General features: G+C 41.1%; 12 protein-coding genes. 9 read left to right on the forward strand and 3 right to left on the reverse strand.

The features are described 5' to 3' along the window. The 5 genes from rlmKL to ACJAT7_RS14310 all read left to right on the forward strand — a co-directional run. On the forward strand, positions 1–1,718 hold a 1,718-nt coding region (gene rlmKL / locus ACJAT7_RS14290; RefSeq protein ID WP_415227475.1), incomplete at its 5' end, for a bifunctional 23S rRNA (guanine(2069)-N(7))-methyltransferase RlmK/23S rRNA (guanine(2445)-N(2))-methyltransferase RlmL. Further along, the gene (locus ACJAT7_RS14295; protein WP_415227476.1) at positions 1,708–1,950 is read left to right on the forward strand and encodes a glutaredoxin family protein; all 243 of its coding nucleotides are present in this window, start codon (positions 1,708–1,710) and stop codon (positions 1,948–1,950) included. The genes rlmKL and ACJAT7_RS14295, both read left to right, overlap by 11 nt. A 13-nt stretch (positions 1,951–1,963) precedes the next feature. Continuing rightward, the gene (locus ACJAT7_RS14300; RefSeq protein WP_415227477.1) at positions 1,964–3,880 is read left to right on the forward strand and encodes an ABC transporter ATP-binding protein; all 1,917 of its coding nucleotides are present in this window, start codon (positions 1,964–1,966) and stop codon (positions 3,878–3,880) included. Further along, a complete protein-coding gene (locus tag ACJAT7_RS14305) occupies positions 3,881–5,692 on the forward strand; it encodes a DUF3466 family protein (RefSeq protein WP_415227478.1) in 1,812 nt (603 codons plus the stop codon). A gap of 223 nt (positions 5,693–5,915) precedes the next feature. Beyond that, positions 5,916–6,881 carry a PstS family phosphate ABC transporter substrate-binding protein gene (locus ACJAT7_RS14310; RefSeq protein WP_415227479.1) on the forward strand — a complete coding sequence of 322 codons (966 nt, stop codon included), beginning with the start codon at positions 5,916–5,918 and terminating at the stop codon, positions 6,879–6,881. Positions 6,882–6,955: 74 nt separating this feature from the next. Here the strand turns inward: ACJAT7_RS14310 and ACJAT7_RS14315 are convergent, their stop codons facing one another. Then, positions 6,956–7,912, reverse strand: coding sequence for a diguanylate cyclase (locus ACJAT7_RS14315; protein ID WP_415227480.1), 957 nt, complete (start codon positions 7,910–7,912; stop codon positions 6,956–6,958). Then, positions 7,912–8,910, reverse strand: a complete 999-nt coding sequence (locus ACJAT7_RS14320) for a response regulator (protein ID WP_415227481.1) — start codon at positions 8,908–8,910, stop codon at positions 7,912–7,914. Before ACJAT7_RS14320 ends, ACJAT7_RS14315 begins: the two co-directional genes overlap by 1 nt. Positions 8,911–9,626: 716 nt before the next feature. On the opposite strand from ACJAT7_RS14320, the gene ACJAT7_RS14325 reads away from it, so the two are divergent. From ACJAT7_RS14325 to ACJAT7_RS14340, 4 genes are all read left to right on the forward strand, one after another. Next, on the forward strand, positions 9,627–10,550 hold the full coding sequence (locus ACJAT7_RS14325) for a tRNA-dihydrouridine synthase (RefSeq protein ID WP_415227482.1): 924 nt from the start codon (positions 9,627–9,629) through the stop codon (positions 10,548–10,550). A 215-nt stretch (positions 10,551–10,765) separates the two neighbouring features. Continuing rightward, complete coding sequence (apt, locus tag ACJAT7_RS14330; protein WP_415227486.1) at positions 10,766–11,311, forward strand: adenine phosphoribosyltransferase; 546 nt, start codon at positions 10,766–10,768, stop codon at positions 11,309–11,311. A 5-nt stretch (positions 11,312–11,316) separates the two neighbouring features. Continuing rightward, complete coding sequence (gene dnaX, locus ACJAT7_RS14335) at positions 11,317–13,611, forward strand: DNA polymerase III subunit gamma/tau (RefSeq protein WP_415227483.1); 2,295 nt, start codon at positions 11,317–11,319, stop codon at positions 13,609–13,611. 46 nt (positions 13,612–13,657) lie between these two features. After that, the gene (locus ACJAT7_RS14340; RefSeq protein WP_415227484.1) at positions 13,658–13,987 is read left to right on the forward strand and encodes a YbaB/EbfC family nucleoid-associated protein; all 330 of its coding nucleotides are present in this window, start codon (positions 13,658–13,660) and stop codon (positions 13,985–13,987) included. Between the two features lie 152 nt (positions 13,988–14,139). Here ACJAT7_RS14340 and ACJAT7_RS14345 read toward each other — a convergent pair. Then, a partial coding sequence (locus ACJAT7_RS14345) for a zinc-binding dehydrogenase (protein ID WP_415227485.1) occupies positions 14,140–14,380 on the reverse strand: 241 nt, incomplete at its 5' end.

The following is a 14,380-nucleotide window of genomic DNA, read 5'->3' on the forward strand; positions in this document are numbered from 1 at the left end:
AACGCAGTGGTTGGCAGGGTGAAGCGCTTTTAGATCCTATGTGTGGTTCAGGTACGATTGTTATTGAAGCCGCTATGATGGCGCTCAATATTGCACCGGGCTCACTGCGTCAGACTTTCGGTTTTGAAAAATGGAAAAAGCATGATGATGCATGCTGGAAAACATTAAAAACATCGGCTCAGGTTTATGGTAAACGTGCGGTTAATCAGTGTGAAGCACGTTTTTATGCTTCCGATTTAAGCAAAGAGATGGTTGAAATCGCGCGTAGCAATGCACAACGTGCCGGCGTTGCCGAGTTGATTGAATTTTCTGTTACCGATGCTAAAAAAGTATTACCGCCTGCAGAGCTTGAAACGGGCATGATTATCACCAACCCGCCGTATGGTGAACGGTTAGGCGGTTTCAGCGATACCGTTGCGCTGTATACCGAACTTGGTTTCCATTTTAAGGATGCTTTTGCAGGTTGGAATCTCTCCATGTTTGCCATGGATACAGAACTGCTTAGCTGTTTAGGTATGCGTGCGGGCAAGAGCTTTAAGTTCTTTAACGGTCCGATTGAGTGTGTCTTGAAAAACTACCGTATTTCACCCAAACGCACTGCACCTGAAGTAGAAGCACCCTCAGCAGCAGTTGAACCTCAACAAGCATCTGAAAATCCAGAGCGTATCAATCCCTGGACAATGGGGAGAGCCGGTGATGCGCTTGTCAAAGAGACGCAAACGGAAAGTGAATCCGCTGCGCTTTATAAAGAGGTGAAGCAGATCAAACCGGCTATCTATTCTGAAGCCTTTGCTAACCGTTTAAGTAAAAACATGGGCAAACTCGAAAAGTGGGCGAAACGTGAAAACGTTGAATGTTACCGACTCTATGATGCCGACCTTCCCGAATATAATGTTGCGATTGACCGTTATGGTGATTACATCATTATCCGTGAATACCGCGCGCCCAAAGAGATCGATTCAGGCAAAGTGCGCCGTCGTTTCTTGGATATAGTTTCAACGGTACGTTACCTGTTAAATCTTTCTGACGATAAATTAGTGATTAAAGTCCGTGATCGTCAAAAAGTACGTAAGCTCCCAGAAACTGCGAGCAGTAAAAATCATTCGTTAGTGGTGCATGAAGGGCAGGCTAAGCTGTTAGTTAATTTACAAGATAATCTGGATACAGGATTGTATTTAGATCATCGCATTACCCGTTTACAACTTACTAAAATGGCCAAAGATAAAGATTTTCTGAATCTTTTTTGCCATACCGCAGCAGCCTCTGTGCATGCTGTATTGGGCGGCGCGAAATCTACCACCAATATTGATATGTCGAAAACCCATCTTGCATGGGCAGAAGATAACTTCGCTGAGAACGGCATTAAAGGCGCGCATGAATTTCTTCAGCAAGATTGTATTAAATGGCTGCAGCATGCGCACCAGATGTTTGATCTGATCTTTATCGATCCGCCTACCTTCTCAAAATCAAAACGTATGGCGGATGTATTTGACATACAGGATGACCATATTGCATTGCTCACCTCTGCAAGTGAGCGCTTAAATGCTCATGGTGAGATTGTCTTTACTAACAATAAACGGGGTTTTAAATTAGATGTCGAGGCAGTCAAGGCGTTAGGTTTTTACGTTAAAGATATCAGTCAGTCATCCATTCCTGAAGACTTTAAGCGTAATAGTAAAATCCATCAGTGCTGGATTTTAACTAAACATGACAAGTAATAGCAATCTGCTGTTATATTTCACTGATGGCTGTCATCTATGCGATGATGCTGTCAGATTGTTGCAACAAACAACGGTTTCCTATTCAAAAGTCGATATTATCCACGACCAGCGATTAGTGGATTTATACGGTTATTCGATTCCTGTTCTAGAAAATGGCAACGGGAATACCCTTAACTGGCCCTTCAGCTTACAAGCGCTGAACGATTTCATTCATATTCAGATCCAATAAAAAGAGTATTTACGTGGCATTATTAACTTTACATAACGCAGAGCTCGCTTTCGGTGAGAGCGCTCTATTAAATAAATCGAACCTAGTCATTGAACCTAACGAACGTGTTTGTTTAGTCGGACGTAACGGTGCAGGAAAATCAACGCTATTAAAAGTGATAGACGGTCGTATTCAGCTTGATGATGGTACTCTGCTGATCAATAACGATGTGAAAATAGCACGTTTAGAGCAAGATCCGCCAACAGCAAACACCATGAGCGCTTATGATTATGTCGCATCGGGTATGGAGAATGCCGGCGAGATTTTAAAAGATTATCATCATCAACTGCATGTTATTGCGGAAGATTGCAGCGAAAAACAGTTAAACAAACTACAAAGGCTACAAGAGCAGATTGACCAGTTAGATGCATGGCAGTTAGACAGTAAAATCAATCAAATATTAGACAGATTAGCGATCGACCCAGATACAACGTTAGATCAGTTATCGGGTGGCTGGTTACGTAAGGTAGCACTCGCCAAGGCGCTGGTTAATGATCCGGATCTGTTGCTGCTTGATGAGCCAACCAACCACTTGGATGTGGGCACTATCGAATGGTTAGAGCAGTTTTTATTAAGCTTCCAAGGTTCGATTGTATTTATCAGCCATGACCGTGAATTTATCCGCCGCTTATCAACGCGTATTATCGATATTGACCGAGGCGATTTAAGTTCATGGCCGGGCGGTTACGATGAGTATCTCATCGCCAAAGAGGAAGCATTACGTGTTGAAGAGGAACAAAATTCTGAATTTGACCGCAAATTAGCGATTGAAGAGAAATGGATCCGTCAAGGGATCAAGGCGCGACGCACACGTAACGAAGGCCGTGTTCGCGAACTTAAATCACTGCGCAATGAGCGTGCAGAACGTCAGAATGTGCAAGGCAAAGCCAAAATAAATATTGATGCGGGTAGCCGTTCAGGAAAAATTATTTTTGAAGCGGACAACCTTGCTTATAGTTATGATGATTTATGTATTGTGCGTGATTTCTCCTGCACCATTATGCGCGGTGATAAGATTGCTTTAGTTGGCCGTAATGGATGCGGTAAGAGTACCTTACTGAAACTTTTCTTAGATCAGTTACAGCCTGACAGCGGCACCATGAAATGTGGTACTAAATTAGAAGTTGCCTATTTTGACCAGTATCGCGATACCTTAGATCCTGAGAAATCTGTAATGGATAACCTTGCAGAAGGTAAACAGGAAGTCGAAGTGAACGGTATTAAGCGTCATGCGATGGGCTATTTACAGGACTTTTTATTTCACCCAGAGCGCGCTAGAACGCCAGTGAAAGCGTTATCGGGCGGTGAAAAAAATCGTCTGTTACTTGCCAAAATTTTCTTAAAACCAAATAATCTCTTGATTCTTGATGAACCTACCAATGATCTTGATGTCGAAACGCTGGAACTATTAGAAGAGCTATTGGCGAATTATCAGGGAACCTTGCTACTGGTCAGCCATGACCGTAGTTTTGTTGATAATACGGTTACCAACACTTGGTTCTTTGACGGTAATGGTAATGTCGAGCAGTTTGTTGGTGGCTACAGTGATGCCGTGCGTCATAAAGCGCAAAGTGAGGCCGCACGTCAGCCTGTGATTAGCGACGTCAAAGCGCCAGTTAAAAAAGAGAAGCCCCCTGTAAAAGCGGCCGCAAAGAAAAAATTATCTTATAAATTACAGTTAGAGCTTGATGGTTTACCTCGGGTTTTAGAAGAGTTAGAAGCAAAAATTGAAACGCTTCAAGAAACTATTAATACACCTGAATTTTTTAATAAAGATAAAAAAGATGCGGATCAATTTTTAGCTGAACTTGCCAGCACAGAAGAGCAATTAGAAGTCGCGTTTATGCGTTGGGAAGCGTTAGAAGAATTACAAAATGGGGAAAATAGTTAAATGAAATGTAAAGTATCCTTAGCCGCTGTTTTTTTGCTATTAGCAAGTAACAGTTGGGCAGATCAACTACCATACTATACAGTTGAAGAGATAGATGTAACTGCAGAGGGTGCCCAGTTCGGACCGTTCCCCTCTGCAATTTCAGATGATGGTGAACTTATTGGCACCTATTCAATGAAAGCCGCTTTATCCAGTAATATTGATATCGCTTTACCTTTTACCTTTAACCGTCCATGCCATTATGACTCTATTATTTGTAATCTTGAGTTTTATGGTTCAGAAACGGCTGGCGATTTAAGTTATGAGAATGGTTATCAAGATTGGCGAGAGGCACAAGCACAAGCAGCTAACGGTTATAGCAGCTATTTTATGGGTAATACCCTCTTAAATGGTAGCGACCAATCGCATATTCCTTATGCGCTTGGAGATAACTCTACAGATGTAAAAGTGACGGATGTGACTAATCCGTTACCTAGTGAAACAGGCGAGCGTTTTGTAGTTGGCTACTCTTCGGCCCCTTATCAAGCAGGCACTCGTGAGTTTGTACGCCGTGCTTTTGTAAAATCGTTAAATGGTGATGTCACTTCATTACTGCCAGATTTCAGCAGTAATGGTGGGTTAACCAGCGCCTATAAGTTACAAGACGTAACTTATGAAAATGGCACATCTAAAACGCTTGTGATAGGAAGTTCAAGTGTCTCTTATCCCCGCGGTAGTGATGAATATTTCAACTACTGTTTTTTAAGCTCTCAAGATGACCAAATTAGCACCCTTAATGAATTGGTTTATTGCCCCGGCTTTGATACACAGGCTTGGGCTTGGGATGCGACGACTGCGATTAACGGTGATCTTAGTGATTTAAGCGGCTTCCCGTTAGCAACGCAATGGCTGGAGAATAACACCACGAACAATGGCGACTATTTAACTTATAGTGCCAGTGCGTTTGATATTAATAGTTCAGGTATTGCGGTTGGTGCGTCAACATTTGAAAATAGTAACAGTAGTATAGGCGGACGCCAGAGGGCGGTAATAATGACCCCGTCAGAAACAGGGAGCTACGCCACACCAACGGTAATATCATCAGCCACTGCGGATATCGGTAGTACTAGCGATCAAGAAAATGGCATATATAACACGTGGGCACAAGTTATCACAGACAGCAATGTAGTGGTTGGTAATCGTGAATATGCTACAGCTAAAGGGCGTAATATGCCGTTTGAATTTTTCATTTATGACATTAATAGTGCAGCCATAAAACTACCTTTATTGAATAAGAAAGTATTAACCACTAAGCAACGTTTAGCCGGGGAAACGGGGGCTAAAACGGGGGCAAACAGCTTGGCCTATGATATGAATGAAGCTGGATTTGTGGTTGGGGAAGCGGATGATTATGATCAAACAGATCCCGTTTATCTTGCTAGCCCACGCAGCCAAAGTGCATTTTTATACGATAATAGTTCTGATGGGAGTTGGTTGATTAATGATCTGATTTGTAGCGAAACGGACAGTGTTGTCACTACACCTTATCTGCGCATTCGCAGTGCCAGAGTTATTAATGATAACGGAACTGTGTTAGCGGAAGGGTATAAATATGGCAGTGCTTATGACTACAAAAACAAAGTGAATGCACAACACGTCACATTAAAACTAACGCGGAATAGCGCTGTAACTACTCCTGATGACAGCCCAAACTGTTGGCAGTCAGATCTGTTGAGTGTAGATGAGACCCCCTATGAGCGCGCAGGGGCGGCAAGCTTCTGGTTATGGATTTTTGCTTTACCGCTGTTATTAGTACGACGTTTTTCTAAATAATCTTTTTATATAGAGAGTAAGGCTTGCTGTGAAATATTCACTGCAAGCCTTTTTTTATTTTAAGGCTATTATTATTAATTTCAGATGTCATTAAAGTGTCATATTAGTGGTGCATATTAGATGACGTCGCCAAGGAGGCGTAACTATCGTTTTATTAAACAGATTATCGCTTTAGTAAAGAGATACTAATTTTAAATTAATCATGATCATATTGGAGTTTTGAATGAAACTTAAAACGTTAGCAACAGCAGTTACCTTAAGCGCAGCTTCGCTATTTTCTGTTGCAGCTTCTGCTACAGACGCGACCATCCCTGCCTACACAAAAGTAAGCGGTATTTCAGGAAACCTCTCTTCAGTTGGTTCTGATACCTTGGCAAATATGATGACATTTTGGGCAGAAGAGTTTAAACATCAGTATCCTAATATCAATATTCAAATTCAAGCAGCCGGCTCGTCAACCGCTCCACCAGCTTTAACAGAAGGTACTTCTCAGTTTGGTCCAATGAGTCGTAAAATGAAGTCAAAAGAAATTGAAGCATTTGGAACGCGTTACGGTTATAAACCAACTCTTGTGCGTGTTGCCATCGATGCATTAGCGGTATTTGTAAATAAAGACAACCCAATCGAAGGGTTAACCATTAAACAAGTTGATGCTATTTTTTCTGCAACACATAAATGTGGTGCAAAAGACGCAACACGCTGGGCTGATCTTGGTTTAACTGGCGATTGGGCAGCTAAAGATATTCAACTGTTTGGTCGTAATTCAGTGTCAGGTACATATGGTTATTTCAAGAAACAAGCGCTCTGTAAAGGTGATTACAAAAACACTGTAAATGAGCAACCAGGTTCAGCTTCAGTTGTGCAATCCGTTGCTTCATCTTTAAATTCAATTGGTTACTCAGGTATTGGCTATAAAGTGGCAGGCGTAAGAGCTGTCCCTTTAGCTAAAAATGGAGGGCCTTTTATTGAAGCTTCAATGGATAATGCAATCAGTGGCGCATACCCGTTATCACGTTTCTTATATGTTTATGTGAATAAACACCCGAACAAACCATTGTCGCCATTACAAGCAGAATTCTTAAAAATGATTTTGTCACAGCAAGGACAGGATATCGTTAAAAAAGATGGCTATATCCCATTACCTGCAGCCGTGGTACAGAAAGAGTTAGCTAAATTAGGTTTAAATTAAAGCTTAGTTATGTGATTGACAGATGACAAAAAAAAACAGCGCGAAAGCGCTGTTTTTTTATGCGTCGAAGAAAACTAATGATCACTGACACCAATCTGATTGCGGCCAGAATTTTTGGCGATATATAATCCTAAGTCAGCGGTTTTTAGCCAAGTTTCATAATCAGGAATATTACCCGTGATATGTGAAATTCCCAAACTAACGGTTACTTTTACAAGCTCTCCCTGATAGTAAAAATCAAACTTCTCAATCGCTAGCCTGATTCGCTCCGCAACCAAACGGGCACTTTTTAGATCGGTATCAACCAAAATCAAAGTGAATTCTTCACCACCATAGCGGCCTGCAATATCGGTTTCACGCATGTTCTTACGTAAGCAATTAGCCACTTCACGTATCACTTCATCACCAAAGGGATGCCCGTAGGTGTCGTTAACTTTTTTGAAAAAATCAATATCCAACATGATTAATGCTGACGGTTGCTGCGTGCGAGTATGGCGTTTATATTCACGGAAACAACATTCACGCCAGTAACCTTGGTTATTTAGCTGAGTTAAGGTGTCTGTATGGCTAAGGTGTTTTAATTGGGTATTGGCTTGTTGGAACGCTTTTTTATTGATGGCGACATCAGTGACATCATAAATAATCATACATATTTGCGTCACATTACCGACAATATCGGTCAAAGGTAAAAAGGTGACATTCTGGTACATAAATTCGGCACTGCTGGTAATAGGGCGATAGCTTTTGAATTTAAAAAGAAACGGGCGTTGCTCCCAAGTGGTAAACGCTTTGTTTTTTAACAGATAAACACTGTTCATTTTTTGTTGTAACCAGACTTCGGGGATATCGTCAAATAACTCGGTTAATTTTCGATCCATAATATGCGCCGCTAACAGCCCAGAATGATTTTCCATAAAACCATTCCAAACTTTAACGTTCATATTAAGATCAATAACAACCAGCCCAATATCGATATTTTGAACCATATCAATAAGCCAATGAATATCTTTAAGTTCAATGCTAGTACTCATTAGTTCAACAGGTATCCTATTTTGTTAGTGAGGGTATCAATGGAGTCTTCCGTAAACAAAAGCAATAAATCACACTTAACATTGTAATTTTCGATGCGGTAGTTAACTTCAATTGCGAGAGTTTTTTGCCAATGGCTTTCTCGCTCCTTAATCAGGTCGTCAACGTGACAGTGTTGACCCAGAATATTCGGTTGGCCTTGACTAAAATGGATGTCGATTTGCTCGGCAAGCCCATTTAAAAACGCGCCAATAAGAATATTTGAAATATCGTTCATTACTTCAATTTCAAGGCTGTCATCAAGCACTTCCTGATATTTTAGTAATTTTGCCATGTCGCTGAAACTGGAATCATGGAAAATAATAATGGCTTCGCCACTAATTCCTGCACTGATAAAACCCTGACATACAGCAGAGACATTGTCATTGCTGGCAATGGATGTTAATGCCATATGTAATTCACTGATTTCCAGAGTGTTTACATTGGGAATCGGTAATAATACAAACACATCTAGCAAACGCGCTAGCAAGTCACCCGCTCTGCCCATGGCGATATTTGAAACTTCCTGCAGGGCATCACGTAAACTAATGTTTTCTTGGTTTTCTGCGTCTTTAAGAGAGTTGTGACTATCCGCTTTATAAATGCCATAGGAAGCTAATAATTCGATTAATACTTCCTGAACAATCGGCTTTTGAATAAAGTCGATCGCACCTAATTCACGTACTTTTTTATGTGCTTCGGGTTGTATGTCGCCTGAAATAACAATGACGAGAGCAGGGAGATCTTCTTTACAAATTGTTTGTAGTACTTGATAACCATCCATAACCGGCATGTTGAGATCTAAAAAAACAACATCTCCTTTACCTTGTCTAATGGCATCAAGGCCTAATTCACCATTTTCTGCAAAGCTGACTGTTATATCCCAATCACTGGGCAATGAGCGAGCAATAGCCTTGCGTGCAAGTGCAGAATCGTCACAAATTAAAACCGGTAATGACATAATCTTCCTAAAATAAACATTTGTTTCTGATTAAAAAACAGAGCGATGAAGTGCTGCATTAGATATAAATTATTTACATGATGATAATAAGGGAATAATGCTATTTAGTGTTATTGCTTTTTATTAGAAAAGCGAGTTTATACCTAACAAAAGAGAAAAATGTGAACTGTGCTACTAGATATCTATTTTTACACAACAATGATAGCAAGCATCTTTTTTTTAAAAAAGATGCGCCATTAATTTTCTTGCCATGTTGTGATTTGTTTCTTTCTTTCTTAGTCTCTCATCGAATTTACTATTACATCTTAAACTTCTGATTGCTATGATTTTTTGAAGTCTGTTTAGGTAGGTCAATATTGTTCGTAATAGACAGTTGCAGTTTTCATTCAATCCTCATTGCCAAAACGATATGGATCTGCAAAATACAGGTCAGATCTTAAACTATCACTCATCTTTTCATGGTAACAACATTCTTTAACTTTATCCGCTGTGATCTGTCCTTTAAAGGGGGGGAAAAAGCGATTAGATCGATCATTTTGCCAGTGGATTTTTGTTTTTGTCTGTTAATGGCTAACCACTTTTCCGGTTATTGTAATAAAATGGTGTCTCTTTGCCGGCAACAGACATTTAATCGTAATATTCAGATTATTGAATTGCTTAAACTAAAGGTATACTGGCACATATGAAGGTGTGGTTTTTAAAAATTGGAGAAGTTCTTGAGAGTTGTATTAGCACCTATGGAAGGTGTTGCAGATGCCTTTATGCGCAAACTGCTAACCGATATTGGTGGCTATGATTTATGTGTAAGCGAGTTCATTCGCATCGTTGACCAATTATTACCACGAAAAGTGTACCGCAGAATGTGTCCCGAATTGAACAACGGCAGTAAAACTGAATCTGGAACGCCAATTAGAGTGCAGTTACTCGGCCAAGATCCGCAATGGATGGCAGAAAATGCTTACCGGGCTATCTCAATGGGTTCACACGGGCTGGATTTGAATTTTGGTTGCCCCGCCCGCACGGTGAATAAAAATCTCGGCGGCGCTTCCTTATTACGCGATCCTGAGTCTATCTATAAAATTGTAAAAGAGGTCAGAGGGGCGGTTCCCAATGAGCAAATATTATCTGCTAAAATACGCCTGGGTTGGGATTGTAAAAGCCGGTGTGTTGAGATTGCGCAAGCTATCTGTTCTGCCGGTGCTAAAGAACTGGTCGTTCATGCACGAACCAAAGAAGAGGGCTATAAACCGCCCGCGCATTGGCAATATATCAAGCTGATTAAAGACGCCATTGATATTCCCGTTATCGCTAATGGTGAAATATGGAGTAAAGCTGATTACTTGAAGTGTAAAGAGATAAGTGGCTGTGATGATGTTATGGTCGGACGTGGCGCGATTGCTATTCCTAATTTAGCGCGCGTTTTAAAAGGTGCAGACAAAATGTCATGGCTGGAAGTGAAAGAGCAGCTTGTTAAATACAGTGAATTTGAAACGCGCGGCCCGAAAGAGAAATATTACCCGCGGCGGATAAAACAGTGGCTACGCTATATTGCAATGCAATATGTTGAATGTGAAGCGTTATTTATCAGAGTTAGAGCTGTCAAACAGACCAAAGAGATTGTTGCACTTTTATCTGAGTAAAGGAAATGTGTAATCACTCTATCCCTATCTACGAGGAAGATTAACGCAGTGAATCGCTCGAAAGGCCTCCATGCGTGGCCTTATTCTGGTCTCCGGGTAGTGTATCTATTATGGATAGATACGAATATTTGGGGCAACGGCTTGCAGATCCTTACGCAACTAATTACCCTTAACCGTAAATTTTTAAACAGTAATTTTTAATAAGAGCGATGATGATGAGATCGAACAACGTGCAACTTATAAAAAACAGCATAAAAAGTATTCCCGATTATCCTATTCCAGGGATTATATTCCGCGATATCACCAGCTTAATTGAAAATGGCGAAGCATTCGCGGCAACAATCAACCTGTTTGTTGAGCGTTATAAGGGTAAAAAAATAGATAAAGTTGTCGGCACCGAAGCGCGAGGTTTTATTTTTGGGGCTCCGCTGGCTGCCGCAATAGGTGCTGGATTTGTGCCTGTGCGTAAACCGGGTAAACTGCCGCGTAATACGATTCAGGAAAGTTATGCGCTTGAATACGGCACCGATACATTACATATTCACCATGATGCTATTAAAAAGGGTGAAAGGGTTTTATTGGTTGATGATCTATTAGCAACAGGTGGTACGGCCGAAGCGTCGGTAAAATTAATTCAGCGCTCTGGTGGGATTGTTGTTGAATCTGCCTTTGTGATTGAATTACCGGCATTAAATGGTGGTGAAAAATTAACCGCATTAGGTGTAACCCATTTTTCATTAGTTGAATTTGAAGGCGAGTAATTTTAGTGAGTTATCAAGTTTTAGCACGTAAATGGCGTCCACGTAACTTCCAAGAAGTCGTTGGTCAACAACATGTATTAACCGCTTTATCCAATGGATTGGCGCAAAACAGAGTGCATCATGCTTATCTGTTTAGCGGTACTCGGGGGGTTGGTAAAACGACCATTGCACGTATTCTGGCAAAAAGTTTGAACTGCGAGCAAGGTGTTACCGCTACCCCTTGCGGTAAATGTGTACATTGTCAGGCGATTGATCAAGGCCGTTTTGTTGATCTGCTTGAAATTGATGCTGCATCTCGCACCAAAGTCGATGATACGCGTGAGCTACTTGATAATGTGCAATATAAACCCGCGCAAGGCCGTTATAAGGTTTATTTAATTGATGAAGTGCATATGCTATCGAAACATAGCTTTAATGCCTTATTGAAAACCTTAGAAGAGCCGCCAGAGTATGTTAAATTTCTATTAGCAACAACGGATCCGCAAAAACTGCCCATTACCGTTTTATCCCGTTGTTTGCAGTTTCATTTGAAAGCTATTTTACCCGAAGATATTGAAAAGCAGCTTAGCTTTATTCTTAAGCAGGAGCATGCAACCTTTGAGCATGCAGCACTTACTGTCATTGCAAAAGCTGCTGATGGCAGTATGCGTGATGCATTAAGTCTTACCGATCAGGCATTAGCATTTGGCTCTGGCAATATAGAATATCAATCGGTATTAAAAATGCTTGGCACGATTGATAGCGGTCATCTCTCTTATTTATTACATTTTATTGTTTCAGGCAATGTACAAAAAGTTTTTAAAAAAATAGAAGAGTTCGTCCATTTGGGGGCCGATTTTGCCAAACTTCATCAAGATTTAGCAAGTTTATGCCATCAGATAGCCTTAGTGCAGATGCAAAATAAAACCAATGTATCTGAAAAAACAGCAGTACAATTACTTGCGGAAAGATTAAGCCCGGAAGAGGTGCAACTTTATTATCAAATTGCTTTGCAAGGTTATAAAGATTATCCGTTTGCCCCTAATGGCAAAATTGCTTTAGAGATGACAGTGATGCGTTTGCTCGCATTTAAACCGGCAAATTATATCGCGTTAGATGAAAGCTTACTAAAAGTAATGCCGTTCACTGAGGCGCCGCTTGCTGTTGAGCCCCCTCCGTCTGCCGAAACTGTGCAAGACAATGTAAGCGAAGAGAGTTCCTCCGTTTCAACACCCGATCCTGTTGCGCCTGCTGCCGCTGTCGAAACAGTGCAAGACAATGTAAGCGAAGAGCCTTCCTCCATTTCAACAGCCGATCCTGTTGCGCCTGCTGCCGCTGTCGAAACAGTGACAGATAATGACCGCTTTACACAGAGCCGCGCAACTGAAACGGCTGCGGATATTCCAGCTGCAGAGCCTGCCGCGCCGAACGTCGATAGGGAGTCGATTAAAGAGGTTACACACTCTCGCAATATGCTGCGCAGCCACAGGTTAAAGCGAGAAGAGGCAAAAAAGTCACAAGCGACAACAGTCAATGAAATCACTGAGCAGATTGTCGCAGAAAAAACAGCACCATTGCAGCCAGAAAATACTTACCCTGAAGCCGAAACAGAAGCCAAACCGTTTGTAGCAGCCGCAGAAAATAGTGCTGAAATAACAGCGGAGCAGCAATTGCCGGCCAATATGTCTGAGGAGTCGTTGCCACCTGTCGACAGTTATTGGCAGGATAATTATATTGCATCTGATGAGGTTGAAGCTCCGGTCAGTGAACCTGATGATCGCTTTATGCAAGAGAACGCTGCACCGACCATTCAGCAGACGACTAGCAGTGCAGTCGTTGATAATCGAGAAGTTCAAGCCGATATAAGCGATGCAGACTTTTTTAGCAATGAACAGCTTGATCTGCCGGCCATCGATATTGCTAAATATGTTGAAGATAAATTAACGGATTCCTGGTCGTTGCTCATTCAGCAGATGCAGTTAGTGGGGTTAGTGAAGTTATTGGCTAAAAATAGCGTCATGAAACAAGTTGATCAGCAGATTATATTAACGTTAAAAAAAGAACAGCAACACCTGCTTAATAACAGTGGATTGTGCGAGCAATTACAAGCTAAATTAAAAGCCCATTATGGGGAGCAAATTAGCATGTATATTGAAGTGGGGGATGTCGATGGACAGTTAACCCCTATTGAGTCTGAAAAAGGCCTTTTTCAGCAGTATCTCGATAATGCTAAACTTGCTATTGTCGAGGATAACAATATTCAAATTTTAGTGCGTGATTATGGTGCAAAGATCTATGAAAATAGCATCATACCGCTATAATAATCAGACAAAACGTTAAAGCAACACAATTAAAAAGAGAGTGAATATGTTTGATAAAGCTGGAATGGGCGATTTAATGAAAAAAGCCCAAGAGATGCAAGAAAATATGAAAAAAGCACAAGCAGAGATTGCCAACACAGAAGTAGTGGGACAATCTGGTGCTGGTCTTGTTAAAATCACAGTCTTGGGCAATCACAATGTACGCAAAGTGGATATTGATGATAGCTTGATGGAAGATGACAAGGAGATGCTTGAAGATCTTATCGCAGCGGCAATGAATGATGCGGTTCGACGTGTGGAAGAAGTTAACAAAAGTAAAATGAGCGGTTTAAGCGGTGGTATGGAGTTACCCCCTGGCTTTAAAATGCCGTTCTAGGCTTTGTTTGACGCTCAGTAAGCGGGCTCTATCTTTTACCCGCCTGGTGCCTGAAAAACCGACTGGGATAAAATTATCAATAAAAAAGGCTGCATAAATAATGCAGCCTTTTTACTGTATTGCATCTTAAATTAAGATCTTAAATTAAGATCTTAATTTACTTCGATAACTATTTTTCCGCGCGTGCGACCCGATTGGCTTTGCAAGTGAGCCTGTGCAATTTTCTCTAATGAAAAACGGTGTTCAATAAGGGGCGTTAGCTGCTTCACTTCAACTAATTTGTTTAATTCGCGTAAAATACGGCTGCTCGGTTCGATAAACACAAAAGCGGCTTTAACCTTATGCGTTTTTGCCACCTCCTCACTGGGTGGCTGCACAACAGAAACGAGCATC

This window comes from Psychromonas sp. (assembly GCF_047632995.1).
Lineage (GTDB): Bacteria > Pseudomonadota > Gammaproteobacteria > Enterobacterales > Psychromonadaceae > Psychromonas.